Genomic DNA, 16,484 nt, shown 5'->3' on the forward strand with positions numbered 1-16,484 from the left:
GCTAAACAACAGATAGAGCAGGATGCCTCGTCATTTGAACGCATCCTGGGGTGTCGCTTCATGCGTTGATAGGATCAAGATCAGCACGGCGCGAAAAAGGCGGGAATTTCCCGCCTTTTTCATGTTCCATTGTCGTCTGATCAATGCAAGCGGCCGCTGGCGTGGGCCAGCATGGTGTAGACCTTGCCGGTATCCGACGTCAGGTAGGTCTGCGCCATGATGTTGTCGCGGTCGTTGCGCGACACGTCTTTGAGCAGCTTTTCGAAATCGTCGCAGTAACGATCGACAGCAGCGCGGAACTCCGCCTCCGACTGATATTTGCGGCGGATCTCGTCGAACGTCTGCTGGCCCTTCAGCGTGTAAAGACGGCGCGTGAAGACGTCGCGCTCGCCGCGCCGGTATCGGTTCCACAGCTCGATCGAGGCATCGTGATCGATGGCTCGGGCGATATCGACGGAGAGCGAGTTCAGCGATTCCACGACATGAAGCGGCGAACGCGGAGCGGGAGCCGGGCGCGGCGCTTCGGCAGGCGCCGCCGGCTTGGCGTCGTCTTCGCGCGATGCACCGGTCAGGAGGTCGCGCACCCAGCCGCCTTGCGGCGTGCGGCCGTTGGGGTCGCGCTGGCGCAGCGCTGTGTCTGCGGGACGTTCGAGGTCGAGCGTGCCGCGCAGCGCCGTCTCGCCCGAAGGCGCCTGCGGTGCATGGCGCTGTTCCGGAGCCGGAGCCGGGCGGCGTGGCGGCTCGGCGGCGCGTGCGGCAGGCGCTTGCGGCGCCGGACGCAGGTTGCGCTGTTCCGAACTGTCGGCGCTGCGGCCAGATTTGGCAACGATTTCAGAAAGTTCCTTCAGCGCGTTGATCTGCTCGGAAACGGCACGGCGGATAGCCGTGGTTGATTCCTTTGCCTCTTCCGGCATCTCGATGACGCCTTTCTTGAGCTCGGCTCGGGTGAGGTCGAGCTCGCTCTTGATCGAGCCGGCGGTGCGCCGCATTTCCTCGGTCGCATCGGCAAAGCGCTTGGTAGCCGAATCGACCACTTCGGAAATCGCGGCACGGATCTTGTCGGCGGATTCCAGCGTCTTGCCTTCGGCGTTCTGCAGCGTCTGGCCGACCAGATTCTCGAACGAGCGCATGACCCGTTCGAGATCTTCCGACTTCTTAACAAGGCCGACGGCGAGGTCCTCCAGCGACGATTGCCTTTCGAGCGTGTGCTCGAGGTTGCTCTGGGCCGAGCTCAGCAGATCCGAGGCGCTGGACAGCAACCGGCTGTGCTCGTCGAACTTGGTGGCGATAGAGGCAACCTCGCGCAAGGTCGAGGACGACAGCTCGGTGAGCCGCGTCGTGTTCGAATCGACAAGGCGCGCCGAGCTGGCGAAAGTCTGGGCGGTCTTTTCCGTGGTCGCCGCGAAGCTTTGCGTGCTCCCAGTCAGGCGTTCGTCGACCTGGCCGAGATTGGTCGCCGCCTGCTCGATCAATTGACCGAGCTGCGAGCTGGAGGCGGTCATGCGGCCGATGAGGTCGGCAACGCTGTCGGCAAGCGTCGAGCGCGCGCCTTCGACGGCCGACAGAGTTTCGGCCGTGCGGCTGGCGAGGGCGTCGACGAGGGCGGCGTTTTGAGTGCGCAGCTTCTCTGTCGCACGTTCGGTGACCTCTTCCATGCTCTTTTGCAGCTCGGAGCCGCCCTGGGCGAAGCGCTCGACCAGAGGCCGTGCCGTCTCGTCCAGGATTTTCGATATTTCGGCCGAACGTGCCGCAAGCATCGTACTGAGCTCGCGAGTATTGGCACCGATGGTCTTTGCAGCGTCGTTGGTGCTCTGGCCGATATGCTGGCCGACCGCGGTGAAGGTTTCGGCGATCGTGTTGGCACGCGAGACTAACTGCGCCTCGGCGTTCGAGACCTGTTCGTTGAGCTTTTGGCCCATTGTCTCGGCAGTGTAGGCGAGGCGGTTCTCGACGCTGGCGACCTGCTCCTCGACGCGGGCCGCTGTGGCGGCAGCACTCGAGGCCAGGCGTTCGTCGGCACCGGCAAGCAGCTGCTCGATTTCACGGGCATGGACGGCGAGTTCCTGGCCAGTCTGCCTGGCGCGTTCGGCAACCCGCTGCTCGGTGCTGGTGAAGGCACCGACAATGTTGTCGGCATGTTCGCCGATTGCGGTGCTGCTGTCGGCGATACGGGACACCAGGCGATGATCGGCCTCCTCGAAGATGCGGCCGATCTCGGACGCACGTGCCGAAAGTGCTTCGGAGCCTTCGGCAATGCGCGAAATAAGTTGCTGGTCGGCGGCATCGAAAATGCGGCCGAGATCCGACGCACGTGCCGCGAGAGCTTCGGCGGATTCGCCGATGCGCACGCCCAGCCGCTCGTCAGCTGTTTCGAAATTGCGCAAGATGTCGCCGGCACGTGCAGCCAGCGACTGGGCCGTTTCGATGGCGCGAGAGACCAGCCTGTGGTCCGCCGCGTCGAAGGTACCGGCAATCTCACTTGCTCGGGTTGCCAGCTGATCGGCCGTCTCCTGGGCGCGCGCGAGCAAGGTGTTCGACGTGTCGTCGGCGCGGGCAATCAGTGCGCTCGACGTATCCTCGGCGCGGGCGGCGAGGCGACGATCCGCCTCCTCGAAGGTGCGGGCGATGTCCTCCGCCCTGGCGAGCAGAGCGGCCGAGGTCTGCTCGGCGCGCTCGGCGATCTTGCGGTCGGCATCGCTGAATGCAGCGCCCGCCTGCTCATGCAGAGCGCTGGTGACTTCCATGACCTTCTCGCGCAGCGCCCCGGCGACGAAGACCGCGCTTCTTTCGAGCACACTGCGAACGTTGTCGACACCCGTCGACAGCGCCCGCTCCATGGTGCTGGCGCGCTCCTCGATGATGCCTGTCTGCCGGCTGAACGCCTGCTCGATCTTTTCCACGTCGGCAGCGATGGCATCGGAGATGTCGGTGCTCCTGGCGGCGATCTGGTCGATATGGCCGGACAGCGAACGGTCGACATCCTTGCGCGTGTCGGCGAGCCTGGAGAGATCGTCCTGCAATGCGCGGGTCAGCATGTCGCGGCCCTCGGTCAGCTTGCCGACATGACCGGCGACAATCTCGTCGACCTCGCTGCGGCTCAATGCAAGCCTCTCCAGATCGGCTTCCAGAGCGCGCCTGAGGATGTCGCGGCCTTCGGCAAGCTTCTCGACCTGGCCGGCAACCAGCCCATCGATGCTCGAGCGGCTTTCGGCCAGCTTGGCGAGATCGTCCTCGAGCGCCTTCGACAGGGTCGAGCGGTCCTGGACGAGCTTCTCCGCGTGGGTAGCGACAAGGCTGTTGACGTTGCCGAGATCGGCCTCTAGGGCGCGCGAAAACTGTGCGCGATTGTCGGTTAATAGCTGCGACTGGTCGGCGATGGCGCCCCTGATCGTGTTGAGATCGGCCTCCAAAGCGCGTTTGAGGATGTCGCGGCCTTCGGCCAGTTTCTCGACCTGGCCGGAAACCAGCCCGTCGATGCTCGAGCGGCTTTCGGCCAGCTTGGCGAGATCGTCTTCCAGCGCGCGCTTGAGGATGTCGCGGCCCTCGGCCAGCTTCTCGACCTGACCGGAAACCAGCCCGTCGATGCTCGACCGGCTTTCTGCCAGCCTGGCGAGATCGTCCTCGAGCGCCTTCGACAGGGCCGAACGGTCCTCGGCGAGCTTGTTCATATGTTCGGAGACGACGCCCCGCACGGTCTCGAGATCGGTCTCCAGTGCGCGCGACAGCTGACCGCGATCCTCCGCCAGCTTCTCGGATTGACTGGCAATGACGCCCTTGACGGTGCTCAGATCGGCTTCCAGAGCGCGTTTGAGGATGTCGCGGCCCTCTGCCAGTTTTTCGACCTGGCCGGCAACCATCACATCGATGCTCGAGCGGCTTTCGGCCAACTTGGCGAGATCGTCTTCGAGCGCCTTCGACAGCGTCGAACGGTCTTCCGCGAGCTTGTTCATGTGATCGGAGACAACGCCGCGCACAGCCTCCAAGTCGCTCTCCAGTGCCCGTGACAGCTGGCCACGGTCTTCCGCCAGCTTTTCGGACTGGCCAGCGATGACGCCCTTGATCGCGTTCAGGTCCGATTCCAGCGCGCGCTTGAGGATATCGCGGCCTTCGGCAAGCTTCTCGACCTGGCCGGCAACCAGCCCGTCGATGCTCGACCGGCTTTCGGCCAGCTTGGCAAGATCGTCTTCAAGCGTCTTCGAAAGCAGGCTGCGATCATCGGCGAGCCTGCCCGAATGATCGGCGATCAGACCTCTGATGTCGGACAGGTCGTTCTCGAGCGACTGGGAAAGACCGCTGCGGTCTTGCGCCAATTTCGCCGAATGGGCCTCGATGAGGCCATTGATGCCGGCGATGTCGGATTCCAGCGCACTGGCGAGTATGGCGCGACCCTCGGCGATCTTTTCGACTTGACCGGCGACAAGGCCGTCGATGCTGGCGCGACTGTCTGCCAGCTTGCCGAGGTCGGCCTCGAGCGCGCGCGAAAGAATGCTGCGGCCTTCGGCGAGCTTTCCGACGTGCCCGGCAACCATTTCATCAATGATCGTGCGGGCTTGTACGAGTTTTCCAGAGTCTTCGTTCAAGGCCTGGGCGAGCCGGTTGCGGCCCTCTTCAAGGCTTTCTAGATGGCTGCCCAGCGAAGCGTCGATCGCTGCACGCGATTCGTTGACCTTGCGCAGATCCTCTTCAAGGGCGCGCGAGATCAGGCCGCGGCCTTCGGCAAGCTTCTGCACCTGGTTGGTCACCGCCGCATCGATTTCGGCGCGGCCCTCGGCGAACTTCGCCAGATCGGCCTGCATTGCCGCCGCCATCCGGTCGCGGCTTTCGGAAAGTTTGCGGCTGTGGTTTTCGACGGCTTCCTCGATGCCGGCGCGAGCATCCGCAAGCCGCTGGATGTCCGTATCGAACGATCGCGATACGACATGGCGCGCCGCTTCCATGCGCCCGGCGAAATCGCCGGCGCGGGCTTCGAGCATGGTCGAGGTCGATGAGATGATGTCGGCCATGTCGGCGCCGATCTGGGTCTTGCCCTGATCGATCATCGCCGACAGCGTCTCCTTGCTATCCTGGAAGGTGTGGGCGATTTCGCGCGCGCGCTCGACCAGCGTCTCGTTGATCTGGCGTGCGCGAGCCTCCAGCGCGGCGTTGAGCTTCTGCGTACCGGTGTCGAGCGCCTCGGCGCGGGTCTGGAACTCGCTGATCAGCGCCTGGCCACGTTCGGCAAGCGTCCGCTCGATGCCGTTGAGGCTGGCTTCGAATTCGGAATTGAGTGTGCGCGCGGCACCGCCGAGCAGCGACACCATGCCGGTCGTGCGGTCGTCGAGCAGGTCGGTCAGCGACCGCGTCAGGCCATCGGTGGTGTCCGTCAGCTTGGCGATGCGGGTGTCGAGCAGGCTGGCGAAGGCCTCGCCCGACGTCGACAGCCGGTCGGTGATCGATTCGAGCCGGCCTTCCACCGAATCGAAGATCGACATCGAGCTCCCGTTGATCCTGTCGATCAGCGTGTCGCCGGATTCGTTGATCGTCATCGACAGCTTGGTCGAGGCGTTGAGAATGCTGTCGCGAATGATATCGCTGGCGGCGTTGATCTCGTCCTTCAGCGTCTCGTGGGCACCGGTGATCGAGGCGCGCACACGCTCGGCATGGGTGACGACCGCTTCGCGCTCGCTGCCCAGCCCGTCGACCAGCGAGCGGATGCGGGACTCGTTCTCCGAATAGGAGCGCTCGATCTGGTTCACCTCGCTGTGAACCAGCGTTTCGAGCTCGACGGCGCGCGCAAGCGTGCGTTCGATGCCTTCGCCCATGGCCGCCACCTCGCGGCGAACCGCTTGGCCGATCATCATGACGCGATCCTGGGCAAGATTTTCCGGCTCGGCCAGACGGAAGGCCACCTCGGTCATCGACTGCGCGGCAAGGCGCATCTCCTGAGCGCGGCGAATCATCACTGCGAATGCCCAGAACAGGATGACGGGCACGATTGCCGCGACCGCCAGGCCGATCAGCTCGGGACGGGCGAAAAACTGATCGAAGGTGCGGATGTTCCAGATGCCAGGTCCGAACAACAGGTTCGCGAGGCCACCGGCGCCGGCGATCCAGGCCAGCGAAACAAAAGCCACGACCCAATAGATCGTGTTCGAGGCGCGCCGGTTGAGGGTGTGCAGGAGCGTCTTATAGTCTTTTTGACGATCGTCGTTGGCCGGCGAGAAAGCTGGCGGCTGCGAGCCATTGCGCGTTGCGACAGGACGCAACTCAGCCGGCTTGGCTTTTGGCGCGGGATTTAGGTTCTGGCTTTGATTGGCGGCGGGTGCTGCATTCTGGGCCTGGTCGGGGGCAGGCGCCTCGTTCTGGCTGCGGCCTTCGCGCGCCAGTTCGTCGGCGGCTTGCGATATCTGCGCTTCCAGATCTTCCATGGATGCCGCGATGTCGAAGTCGCCGCCGGCATCGCCGCTCAGATCGATTTCAAGTGCCTTTTCGAGTTCCCTGGCTACGTCGCTGTCGAGCGTTTTTGTCGTCGTTGGTTTCTTCGCCATGCCTTCGCTACCCTGTACAAGCTGCCGCGGGACTTATGGTTGTGCTTATTGATTCTGCCTAGCGTGTCCCGCGCAGGAGGCTGAAAATGGACCTGTCGTATCGTAATGACACAGCGGGGTAAAGAAAACATGCATTCCGTCCGATACGTAAAACTTTAAATATAAGGTTAACACAGCCGTGATTCCGGCGCCGTTATCGCGACATTTTTCCGGGTCAATCATTAACCCGTTGTCCACCGGATACGCCTATTTTTTGCGGCGGTCGAAGAACGGAGTCTCAAAGTGATACGTGGCGAAAACGGCATTGCCTTCTCGATGCCCGGCGGTGACGTGTCAGGGACAGCTGGGGCGCGGCCGATCGATCTGGCGCATCTTGCGCGCCAGACGATGGGCGATCGGAGCCTCGAGCAAGAGGTGCTGGCACTGTTCGTGCAGCAGGCGCTATCGGTGCGCGACAAGATCGTCGATGCGGATGTCAGGCAGCGGCTGCTACTGGCGCACGGGCTCAAAGGCTCGGCGCGCGGGGTCGGCGCCTTCGCCATTGCCGATTGCGCCAGTGCGATCGAATGCCGGCCCGACGACGCCAGCACGCTGAAGCGCCTTGGCTCACTGATCGAAGAAGTGCGCGACTTCGTCGCCGCCATCAGCCGATAGAACTTATTCCCAAAACGCCACGCAGCGGCGCTTTCGCGCCGCAGTTGACTTGTCTGGCAGAGTGATTATGTCGGCTCAGACTCCCTTCAGGTGACAAATGACCAAGCTGACCTTCATCGCCCATGACGGCACGCATTTTGACGTGGATGCCGAAAACGGCTCGACCGTCATGGAAAATGCGATCCGCAATGCGGTGCCGGGAATAGAAGCGGAATGCGGCGGCGCCTGCGCCTGCGCGACCTGCCATGTCTATGTCGACGAAGCCTGGACGGCGGAGGTCGGCGAGCCGGAAGCCATGGAAGAAGACATGCTGGACTTCGCCTACGACGTCCAGCCGAATTCGCGGCTGTCATGCCAGATCAAGGTGCGCGACGCCCTCGATGGGCTGGTCGTGCGCGTGCCGGCCCGCCAAGGCTGAAGCCGATTTTTGCGGCTGCCGCTTGGCAGCGGACCAATGGTCATGCAGTGTCGCGCCGTTTTCCCATAAAGGCGCATGCTTCATGACCGCTATCACCAAGACGGACGTACTCATTGTCGGGGCAGGGCCTGTCGGCCTGTTTGCCGTATTCGAGCTCGGCCTCTTCGACATGAAGTGCCATCTGATCGACATACTCGACCGGCCCGGCGGGCAGTGCGCCGAACTCTACCCGGAAAAGCCGATCTACGACATTCCGGGTTGGCCCTCGATCTCGGCGCAAGGTCTGGTCGACAAGCTGCTTGAGCAGATCGCGCCGTTCAAGCCCGAATTCACCTATAACCGCATGGTTTCGAGCCTGGAAAGGCTGGAGGACGGCAGCTTCCGCGTCACTACCGACGAAAACGAGGTGTTCGAAGCCAAAATTGTGGTGATTGCCGCCGGCGGCGGCTCTTTCCAGCCGAAGCGGCCGCCGATTCCAGGCATCGAACCCTATGAAGGCAAGAGCGTGTTCTACTCGGTGCGCCGGATGGAGGACTTTCGCGGCCATGACCTCGTCATCGTCGGCGGCGGCGATTCGGCGCTTGACTGGACGCTGAACCTGCAGCCGGTGGCCAAGAGCGTGACGCTGGTGCATCGGCGGCCCGAATTCCGGGCAGCGCCCGACAGCGTCAACAAGATGTATGCCATGCAAGAGATGAAGCAGCTGGAATTCCAAGTCGGACAGGTGACGGGCCTGACCGGCAGCGACGGCCAGCTAGCCTCCGCCACGATCAAGGGGCCGGAGGGCGATGTCGAAGTGCCGTGCACGCGGATGCTGCCATTTTTCGGCCTGACGATGAAGCTCGGCCCAATCGCCGAATGGGGCCTCAATCTCCACGAAAACCTGATCCCGGTCGACACCGAAAAATTCCAGACGTCGGTGCCCGGCATCTTCGCCGTCGGCGACATCAACTGGTACCCCGGCAAGCTGAAGCTGATCCTGTCGGGCTTCCATGAGGTCGCTCTAATGGCACAGGCAGCCAAGCGCATCATCAGCCCCGGCGAGCGCATCGTGTTCCAGTATACGACTTCGTCGACCAGCCTGCAGAAGAAGCTCGGCGTGGTCGACTGAAGCTCGCCGGATTTCACCAGGCCGGTCTACTCCGCCAGGGCTGGGGCCGAAGCCTCGGCATGGCCGCGAAGCGTTTTCTCCGGCATCAGCCAGAGCGTGATGAACGACAGCAGCAAGGTCGCGGCGGCGGCAAGAAAGATCATCACGAACGGCGTGGCTGAGGCGATATGGCCGGCCGTCTGCGTGCCTTCGCTGGCCAGCGGCAGCCCGTAACCAAGGGCGACGGCACCAAGCATGGCGACGCCAAGCGCACTACCCAGCGAGCGGAGGAAGGTGAGAACGCCGGTCGCCACGCCAAGGTGCATGCGATCGACGGCGTTCTGGACCGAGACAGTGGCAACCGGAAAGGTCGTGCCTGTGCCCAGGCCTATGCAGGTCGTCAACACCTCGACAAGCAATAGCGAGGCATGCCCGGCGACCAGGCTGAGCACGCCGAGGCACAGGATCGAGAAAACAGTTCCGACCATGGCAATGCGCTTGTAGTGGAAAAAGCGTGGGATCATTCGCGCGCTGAATGTCGCACCGGCCACCGTGCCGAGCATCAGCCCAAGCAACGCGGTGCCAGATTCGCTGACTGACAGGCCGACGACCGATTGCAGGTAGACCGGCAGATAGACCGACAAGCCGACATTGGCGGCCTGCAGCAGGAACATCGACAACGTGCCGGCGAGAACGATCGGATTGCCGAGCACTTCCAGCGAGATCAGCGGTTCGGCCGCGCGCATCAGCCGCAGCGCGAACGCGCTCCAGAACACCGCTGAGCAGGCGAGCAGTCCAAGGATTTCACGCGACAGCCACGGATACTCGCTGCCGCCCCAGTTCAAGGCAAGCAGCAGCAGCGAGGTGGCCGCGACCAGAAGCAGCGCGCCGAGGCCGTCGATGCGGTGATGTTTTGCGGCGATCGGCAGCTTCTTGAGCGGATTGTTAATGATCGCCATCGCCAGCAGGCCGAGCGGAATGTTGATCCAGAAGATCAGCGACCAATGCAGATGTTCGGCGAAGGTGCCGCCGAGCAGCGGCCCGGCGATGCTGGCGACGGCCCAGGTGCCCGAAATCCAGGCGGCGTAGCGAGCCCGCTCGCGCGGCGGCACGAGGTCGCCGATCACGGTCTGCGTCAGGGCGAAGAGCCCGCCGCCGCCGGCGCCCTGGATCGCCCGGCCGACAACCAGGACCAGCATGTTGGGGGCCGTGGCGCTGACCAGCGACCCGGCGAGAAAGATCAGGATTGCCGCATAGACGGTCGGCCGGCGGCCATAGATATCGGAGATCTTGCCGTAGAGCGGCGCCACTGCGGTCGCGGTCAGAAGATAGCCGGTTACGATCCACGGCAGATATTCGGCATGCCCGAGCAGACGTGCCATCGTCGGCATCGCCGGCGCGACGATGGTCTGGTCGAGCGCCGCCAGCAGCATTGACAAAAGCACGCCGCCGATGATGGCGTTTTTCTCGGTTTCGGTCAGCGGCGTGCTGGTTTCCACCATCGCTTGCTTGTCGATAGCCTGGTCCATATCCGTTCATCCATTATGCCTGCGTGCACTTCCGCGACGGGCTGGGAAGCATCTAGTACGCCGATTGGCGTTTGCCGGAGGCTGATCCCTGCGAACCTGGCATATGTCGTTCGCTATAGGCCGATTTCGACAGCGGCTCGAAAGTTTTTCGAAGCTGGCACTATGCTTCGCCAAATTGGCTTTGTTCCAAATTTGGCTTTGTCCGACGCGGAGTTCAGCCGGGAGCGAGCCGTCCATTCTCAATGCGCTCGATGCGATAGTGCAAAAGCCGCAGGATGCGGCTTTGGAAATTGACGCTTTCCACACGATCGAAGCGCATCTGGTCCTGGTCGTGCTTGGCAAGCATGGCCGCTGTAATTTTCGCGGCCTTGGCCTTGGCCAATTCGCAGGTCTTTTCAGGGTAGCTCGCCTTCAAGGCGTCTTCTAGTTCGCGGCCATGGTTCTTGGCAATCTCGACGTGGCGTTCCTCATGGCGCTTGATGTCGGCGGACAAAGTCTCCCAGAACAGCTTGACGCCTGCATCGGCTTTGCGCGGGCGGCGCCACTCGGGAAGGATAACCTTGACCTTGACGGTAACGGCAGCGTCGGCAATCCAGCACGAGCCCGGCTTTTGCGCATAACTGACGCGGGTGGTGAACGCCATCTGGGTGGCGCCGGGATGCCGCGACCCGGTGCTTTTCACCTGAGGCCCGAGTTTCGACAGCTGGGTCCCGATGTCGTCGAGCGTCCTGCCGCCGATCGGGAAATAACTATATGTCTTGACGAGAGTCGTAGCGCCGGCCGGGAATGCGGTCAGAGCGAGCATCAGGGCGCAGAGGAGGGATCGTTTCATCGTGTTGCCTCTTTGCCCACCTTGCTTTACCGCCGTCTCCGGCGCAACGGAATTGATCCCCGGTCATGACGTGGGATCGAACATGGTTGATGGGCAATGATGACAGGGCGATGGCAGCTGGCGCATGGGCGCCATCTTGACCTTGGCGGCAAGGCCATCGTCGTCGGCATCCTCAACGTCACGCCGGACAGTTTTTCCGACGGCGGGCTGTTCGATGCCCCGGAAAAAGCGGTGGACCAGGCGCGCCGTATGGTGGAGGAGGGAGCCTCCGTCATCGACATCGGCGGAGAATCGACGCGTCCCGGTGCCTCTCCGGTGTCTGCAAAGGAAGAGCAGGCCCGCATAGTGCCCATCATCGAGGCGCTCGCGACGTCTGGCGGAACGCTGATCTCGGTCGATACCTATCGCCAGGATACGGCGCGGCTTGCCGTCCAAGCCGGTGCACATATCGTCAACGACGTCTGGGGCCTGCAGCGCGAGCCGGGCATTGCCAGCGTCGCTGCCGAAACCGGCGCCGGCCTTGTCATCATGCACACGGGACGGGACCGGCAGAAACTGCCCGACGTGATTGCCGATCAGCTCTTCTTCCTCAGGAAGTCGCTGGAAATCGCGCAACGGAGCGGTGTTGCCGACGACCACATCGTGCTCGATCCGGGCTTCGGCTTCGCCAAGGAGACAGCCGCGGAAAACCTTGACCTGATGGCACGGTTTTCCGAGCTTCGTGCGCTGGGCTTTCCGCTGATGGCCGGCACATCGCGAAAGCGCTTTATCGGCACCGTCACCGGCCGCGACGCAGCGGCAAGGGGCGCCGGAACCGCCGCCACAAGCGTCATCCTGAGGCTCAAAGGCGCGCATCTTTTTCGCGTCCACGATGTCGCAATCAACGTGGATGCGTTGGCTATTGCCGATGCTATGCTCGCACGTGAGATCGGGGAAAGCTGAGCCATGTATGTCATCCGCATGAAGAACTGCGCCTTCTTCGCCCGGCACGGTGTGCTGGACGAAGAGGAGACGCTCGGCCAGCGCTTTTATGTCGATGCGGCGCTCACGGTAGACCCCGGGCGGGCGCTGGTCGACGATTCTATCGAGGACACCGTCAATTACGGCATCGCCTTTGCGGTCATCGAAAAGATCATTACCGGCGAGCGGCGCTTTCTGATCGAAGCGCTGGCGCTCGAAGTGGCGAGGGCGCTGACGGCGCGGTTTCCGCAGATCAAAAAGGCCGAGATTACCGTGCGCAAGCCGAACGCCCCGGTGCCGGGTGTGCTCGATCATGTCGAGGTGACCGTTGTCTGGCCAGAATAGTAACAACAACACCGTCTATCTCAGCCTTGGCGGCAATCTCGGTGATCCGGCGAAGTCGATGGCTGCGGCACTGGGCATTCTGGATGCCGACGAGAGCACGCGCGTCGTTGCCGTTTCGTCGCTCTACCGAACGCCGCCCTGGGGCAAGCTCGATCAGCCGGATTTCCTCAATGCGGCGGCCGAGATCTCGACCGCGCTTGCGCCGCGGGCTTTGCTCGACCTTTGCCTCGACGCCGAGCGAAAACTGAAGCGGGTGCGGGAGGAGCGCTGGGGTCCGCGCCTGATCGACATCGACATTCTGGTGTTCGGTGACCGCATCATCCACGAGACCGGACTGGAGGTGCCGCATCCGCGCATGCTGGAGCGCGCCTTCGTGCTGGCACCGCTGGCAGAAATTGCACCGAAGCTTGTGGTCGACGGCAAGAGCGTGTCGGAGCGACTGGCCGCCGTCGACACGTCGGGTATTGAACGGCTGCCGTCAGGCCGGAAATGGTGGAAGACCTGACGCTGCCGCCATTGGTGGCCGAAAATCAGCCGGAAAACCCACCACCGTCGAGGAACATTTGTTCGTCCGGTGTCGTCTCCCGGCCAAGCATCCTGTTTCGGTGTGGAAAGCGGCCGAAGCGCTGGATGATGTCGCGGTGTTCTACCGCATATTTCAGATAGGACGGGGCTTTGGCGGCGGTAAGCTCCATCGATTTGAGCTGATCGGCGAGATCCTCCGAATGCTCATAGGGCAGATAAAGAAAGACGCGGAGCTCTTCGTCGAGCGCCAAGTCATGGCCGGCAGCGATCGCCTTCCCGGCAAAATGCCGCGCCAGCGGGTCCGTGGCGTACATGTGGCCAGTGCCGCGAAAGCAGTTTCGCGGAAACTGGTCGAGCAGGATCATCAGTGCCAGCGACCCTTCGGCGTGTTCGGACCAGCCGTCGCATTCGCGGCGGGCGGCGGCGAAGTGCAGATCGAGAAACCGGGTGCGGAAGTCGGCATCAAAAGCGTCGTTCTTCTCGAACCATGCGTCCTCCCCGGCGTGGCGCCAGAATCTGGTTACGGAGAGCGCGCGTTCGTCCAGTTCATCCATCATTCGCATCTTCCCAAGGATTAATCGGCCGGCTCGGATTTCTGCAGCACGCCGGCGGTTTCCTCATTGAGCGCCTGACCCGCGCGGCGTGGTGTGCTGAGCGGCGTCGGGATGGGGGTGCCAATATTGCCTTTGAGGAAGCGCCGTCCGGCGCGGATGCCTTCGGCCTGTTGAAGCTCGAAACGGGCAGCGTCGCGGCGGCGGACGTCCTCGACTACCTCGGCGACCTCTTCCGGGTCGACGCCGAGGGCTTCCAGCGTCGAGCCGCCGAAGACAAGCGCCGATTCGAACGTCTCGCGGAGCTGATAGTCAACGCCGGCACGGATGAGCTGCAACGCGGTGCCGCGGTCGAACGCCCGTGCCAGCACTGTCAGCAAGGGAAACTCCGCCTTGATCAGTTCCGCGATGCGCACGGCGGCATCGGGCTTGTCAACGCAGATCAGCACGGCGCGTGCCCGCCCGGCTCCCGCGGCTCGCAGGATGTCCAGCCGCGTGCCGTCGCCGTAATAGACCTTGAAGCCGAAATCGGCCGCTGCTTGGATCATTTCGACCTCGTTGTCGATGATCGACACGTCGATGCCGCGCAACAAAAGCGGCTGGCTGGCGATCTGGCCGAACCGGCCAAAGCCTATGATCAGCACGCTGCCGGTCAGGCCGTTGGCGACATCGACGCCTTCAAGCGACTGCTCGTCGCGCGGCGTCAGATACCGCAGTGCAATGATTGCCAACGGCGTCAGCACCATGGAAATGATGACAATGGCGGTCAGCATCGCATTGGCTTGGCCGTCGATAATGCCCACCGCAGCCGCCGCGGAATAGAGGACGAAGGCGAATTCGCCGCCTTGCGCCATGAAGACGGCGCGCTCGAGCGCTTCCCGATGGTCGGTTTTGAGGACGCGGGCAACGATATAGATGCCGATCGCCTTCATCACCATGTAGGCGACGACATAGATGGCAATGAGCTGCCAGTTGACGACGACGACATGCAGGTCGAGCGACATGCCGACGGCGAGGAAGAACAGCCCGAGCAGAATGCCGCGGAACGGTTCGATGTCGGCCTCCAGCTGGTGGCGGAAGGTCGATTCCGACAAAAGCACGCCGGCCAGGAAGGCGCCCATGGCCATCGACAGGCCGGAAAGCTGCATGGCGAGCGCTGACCCGAGAACGACCAGAAGGGCAGCTGCGGTCATCACCTCACGGGCGCGCGCATCCGCCAGGATACGGAAGAACGGATTGAGCAGATAGCGCCCGGCAACCACCAGCCCGACGATCGCGGCAAGGCCGATGCCGACCTCCGTCAACCTATCCGACAGGCTCATATCGGCGCCGCCCGGCGCGAGGAAGGCGATCAGCGCCAGCAGCGGCACGATGGCCAGATCTTCCAAAAGCAGGACCGAGACGATGCGCTGGCCCTTGGGCGTTGCCAGGTCGCCGCGTTCTTCCAGCAATTGCATGACGATTGCCGTCGAGGTGAGTACGAAACCGGCGCCAGCGACGAAGGATTGCGCGATCGGGAAACCTCCCGCCAGGCCGACGCCGGTCAGCAGAACCGCGCAGACGCCGACCTGCAGCGCACCAAGCCCGAAAATCTCGCGGCGCAGGCCCCATAGGCGTGACGGCTGCATCTCCAGCCCGATGATGAACAGGAACATGACGACGCCGAGTTCGGCGACATGAAGAATGGCTTCCGATTCGGAAAAGACGCGCAGCCCGAATGGGCCGATCACGACGCCGGCCGCCAAATAGCCGAGGATGGAGCCAAGTCCCATGCGCCTGAAGATCGGCACCGCAACGACGCCGGCGGCAAGCAGCGCCACCACCTGGATCAGATCGCTGTTCGATGCCTCTGCCGCCATGCCTGCCCTTCCGCTCTCCTGGGAGTCAAGCGGCCAAGATAGGGGCTTCGGAGCGGATCGAACAGTGTGAATCCGGCGCATTGTGCAGGCGATATTGCAGGCGCACTGCACAGGATAATGGCCTTCCAGGCGTTGCTTGTTTTCGCTATCCGGCGCTAAGGACGCCCGGCTTCGGCCAGTGGAGGGTGAGCGACGATCAAGTCACGGCCCTTTTTGAGGAGATGACTGACATGAAGAAGTTTTTGCTGGTTGCCGTTGGCATCGCGGCACTTGCCGGCTCTGCCTGTTCGAAGGCGCCGGAGTGCACGACCGAGATGCTGACCAAGAAGGCTCAGGACATGACTGCGGCACTTCAGGCTGCTATCACCAAGGATCCGGCCAAGGCAGCCGACCTCACAGCCAAGGTCCAGGCGGTCACAACCAAGTATCAGGGCGGCACGACAGCAGCCGAGGCCTGCAAGGCCTATGACGAGTTGATTGCAGCGATCAAGGGCTGAGCACCCATCTGCATGTCAAGGACGGCGGCGGCGTTTGGTTGCCGCCTTTTCACGCCGAAAGCTCAGTTCGGAGTTATGGAGCCGACCTCGACTGCATCGATCCGCTTCAACTTCATACCGATGACCGGGACCAGCTGCTGGTCGACCCGCACGGCAACGGTCACCGTCATCGAATTGTCGTCGGGGACAAGCGCCTGCATCACGCCGCGCAACTGATTACGATTAATGGTGAAAACCACCTTGTGCGCATCGACGACATTGCCGCCGATAATGTCGAGGCCGGAGCCGGCGGCCCCGCCCATGAAGCTGCCCTTGTAGCCCTGCCGGCCCATGTGTTCGATCGTTGCCGACATCTGCTGGGTGAACATACCGACCCGGCAGCCGCCGTCGAGCGACATGCCGACCTTGCCGTCAGGCGTCGAGCCAATGAAGCTGCAGGTGAATTTCGTGCCCTTGTATTTGCCGGCAACGATTTCTCCGGGGCCGACCCATTTGCCCTCGACCGATCGAAAGAACTGCTTGTCCGGTTCCGCCGCCGAAGCCTTTCCGGCAATGCCGATGGTTGCGACAAGGGCGAGCGCCACGTGCAGCACGTTGGACAAAATAACGCTTTTCATCGACGACACCCGGCAACAACGAGACTGGTTTGGACGCTTCCGACCATGAACAAGATTGGTTAATGCTTTGTCACCCCAAG

Annotated in this window: 13 protein-coding genes; 7 read left to right on the forward strand and 6 right to left on the reverse strand. The window is 62.9% G+C overall.

Annotated elements, in window-relative coordinates:
- Nucleotides 1–140: 140 nt before the first annotated feature.
- Nucleotides 141–6,527, reverse strand: coding sequence for an apolipoprotein A-IV repeat region-like domain-containing protein (locus NKH89_RS01815; protein ID WP_352908352.1), 6,387 nt, complete (start codon nucleotides 6,525–6,527; stop codon nucleotides 141–143).
- Between the two features lie 285 nt (nucleotides 6,528–6,812).
- Here NKH89_RS01815 and NKH89_RS01820 point away from each other — a divergent pair, with 285 nt between their 5' ends.
- The 3 genes from NKH89_RS01820 (at nucleotide 6,813) to NKH89_RS01830 (ending at nucleotide 8,710) form a co-directional block, all read left to right on the forward strand.
- On the forward strand, nucleotides 6,813–7,181 hold the full coding sequence (locus tag NKH89_RS01820; RefSeq protein WP_023717831.1) for an Hpt domain-containing protein: 369 nt from the start codon (nucleotides 6,813–6,815) through the stop codon (nucleotides 7,179–7,181).
- Between the two features lie 97 nt (nucleotides 7,182–7,278).
- Nucleotides 7,279–7,599 (forward strand): 2Fe-2S iron-sulfur cluster-binding protein, encoded by a 321-nt coding sequence (locus tag NKH89_RS01825; RefSeq protein WP_006334837.1) that lies wholly within the window; start codon nucleotides 7,279–7,281, stop codon nucleotides 7,597–7,599.
- Between the two features lie 82 nt (nucleotides 7,600–7,681).
- Complete coding sequence (locus tag NKH89_RS01830) at nucleotides 7,682–8,710, forward strand: NAD(P)/FAD-dependent oxidoreductase (protein ID WP_023717829.1); 1,029 nt, start codon at nucleotides 7,682–7,684, stop codon at nucleotides 8,708–8,710.
- A 26-nt stretch (nucleotides 8,711–8,736) separates the two neighbouring features.
- On the opposite strand, the gene NKH89_RS01835 is transcribed toward NKH89_RS01830, so the two are convergent.
- Nucleotides 8,737–10,218, reverse strand: coding sequence for an MDR family MFS transporter (locus NKH89_RS01835; RefSeq protein WP_023717828.1), 1,482 nt, complete (start codon nucleotides 10,216–10,218; stop codon nucleotides 8,737–8,739).
- A gap of 214 nt (nucleotides 10,219–10,432) precedes the next feature.
- Complete coding sequence (locus NKH89_RS01840) at nucleotides 10,433–11,050, reverse strand: DUF922 domain-containing Zn-dependent protease (protein ID WP_023717827.1); 618 nt, start codon at nucleotides 11,048–11,050, stop codon at nucleotides 10,433–10,435.
- A 96-nt stretch (nucleotides 11,051–11,146) separates the two neighbouring features.
- On the opposite strand from NKH89_RS01840, the gene folP reads away from it, so the two are divergent.
- Genes folP through folK form a run of 3 tightly spaced genes read left to right on the forward strand, consistent with a single transcriptional unit; the run spans nucleotide 11,147 to nucleotide 12,860 of the window.
- Nucleotides 11,147–11,992: a dihydropteroate synthase gene (gene folP, locus NKH89_RS01845; protein WP_023717826.1), complete on the forward strand. Its 846-nt coding sequence runs from the start codon at nucleotides 11,147–11,149 to the stop codon at nucleotides 11,990–11,992.
- A 3-nt stretch (nucleotides 11,993–11,995) separates the two neighbouring features.
- Nucleotides 11,996–12,355 carry a dihydroneopterin aldolase gene (gene folB / locus NKH89_RS01850; RefSeq protein ID WP_023717825.1) on the forward strand — a complete coding sequence of 120 codons (360 nt, stop codon included), beginning with the start codon at nucleotides 11,996–11,998 and terminating at the stop codon, nucleotides 12,353–12,355.
- Nucleotides 12,339–12,860, forward strand: coding sequence for a 2-amino-4-hydroxy-6-hydroxymethyldihydropteridine diphosphokinase (folK, locus tag NKH89_RS01855; protein ID WP_023717824.1), 522 nt, complete (start codon nucleotides 12,339–12,341; stop codon nucleotides 12,858–12,860). Before folB ends, folK begins: the two co-directional genes overlap by 17 nt.
- A 25-nt stretch (nucleotides 12,861–12,885) precedes the next feature.
- On the opposite strand, the gene NKH89_RS01860 is transcribed toward folK, so the two are convergent.
- Nucleotides 12,886–13,434, reverse strand: coding sequence for a DUF924 family protein (locus NKH89_RS01860; protein ID WP_031193615.1), 549 nt, complete (start codon nucleotides 13,432–13,434; stop codon nucleotides 12,886–12,888).
- A gap of 20 nt (nucleotides 13,435–13,454) precedes the next feature.
- Nucleotides 13,455–15,290, reverse strand: a complete 1,836-nt coding sequence (locus NKH89_RS01865; protein WP_023717822.1) for a monovalent cation:proton antiporter-2 (CPA2) family protein — start codon at nucleotides 15,288–15,290, stop codon at nucleotides 13,455–13,457.
- A 230-nt stretch (nucleotides 15,291–15,520) separates the two neighbouring features.
- Here NKH89_RS01865 and NKH89_RS01870 point away from each other — a divergent pair, with 230 nt between their 5' ends.
- On the forward strand, nucleotides 15,521–15,787 hold the full coding sequence (locus tag NKH89_RS01870) for a hypothetical protein (protein WP_023717821.1): 267 nt from the start codon (nucleotides 15,521–15,523) through the stop codon (nucleotides 15,785–15,787).
- Between the two features lie 62 nt (nucleotides 15,788–15,849).
- Here NKH89_RS01870 and NKH89_RS01875 read toward each other — a convergent pair whose 3' ends face one another.
- Nucleotides 15,850–16,404, reverse strand: a complete 555-nt coding sequence (locus tag NKH89_RS01875) for a hypothetical protein (RefSeq protein WP_023717820.1) — start codon at nucleotides 16,402–16,404, stop codon at nucleotides 15,850–15,852.
- Nucleotides 16,405–16,484 lie beyond the last annotated feature (80 nt).

The organism is Mesorhizobium sp. M0923, assembly GCF_040319365.1.
Lineage (GTDB): Bacteria > Pseudomonadota > Alphaproteobacteria > Rhizobiales > Rhizobiaceae > Mesorhizobium.

What these genes read in the sequence shown, in the direction of transcription:
- NKH89_RS01815 (WP_352908352.1), bottom strand. Translation starts at nt 6,527, where the DNA reads ATGGCGAAGAAACCAACGACGACAAAAACGCTCGACAGCGACGTAGCC.
- NKH89_RS01825 (WP_006334837.1), top strand. Translation starts at nt 7,279, where the DNA reads ATGACCAAGCTGACCTTCATCGCCCATGACGGCACGCATTTTGACGTG.
- NKH89_RS01830 (WP_023717829.1), top strand. Translation starts at nt 7,682, where the DNA reads ATGACCGCTATCACCAAGACGGACGTACTCATTGTCGGGGCAGGGCCT.
- NKH89_RS01835 (WP_023717828.1), bottom strand. Translation starts at nt 10,218, where the DNA reads ATGGACCAGGCTATCGACAAGCAAGCGATGGTGGAAACCAGCACGCCG.
- NKH89_RS01840 (WP_023717827.1), bottom strand. Translation starts at nt 11,050, where the DNA reads ATGAAACGATCCCTCCTCTGCGCCCTGATGCTCGCTCTGACCGCATTC.
- folP (WP_023717826.1), top strand. Translation starts at nt 11,147, where the DNA reads ATGATGACAGGGCGATGGCAGCTGGCGCATGGGCGCCATCTTGACCTT.
- folB (WP_023717825.1), top strand. Translation starts at nt 11,996, where the DNA reads ATGTATGTCATCCGCATGAAGAACTGCGCCTTCTTCGCCCGGCACGGT.
- NKH89_RS01860 (WP_031193615.1), bottom strand. Translation starts at nt 13,434, where the DNA reads ATGGATGAACTGGACGAACGCGCGCTCTCCGTAACCAGATTCTGGCGC.
- NKH89_RS01865 (WP_023717822.1), bottom strand. Translation starts at nt 15,290, where the DNA reads ATGGCGGCAGAGGCATCGAACAGCGATCTGATCCAGGTGGTGGCGCTG.
- NKH89_RS01870 (WP_023717821.1), top strand. Translation starts at nt 15,521, where the DNA reads ATGAAGAAGTTTTTGCTGGTTGCCGTTGGCATCGCGGCACTTGCCGGC.
- NKH89_RS01875 (WP_023717820.1), bottom strand. Translation starts at nt 16,404, where the DNA reads ATGAAAAGCGTTATTTTGTCCAACGTGCTGCACGTGGCGCTCGCCCTT.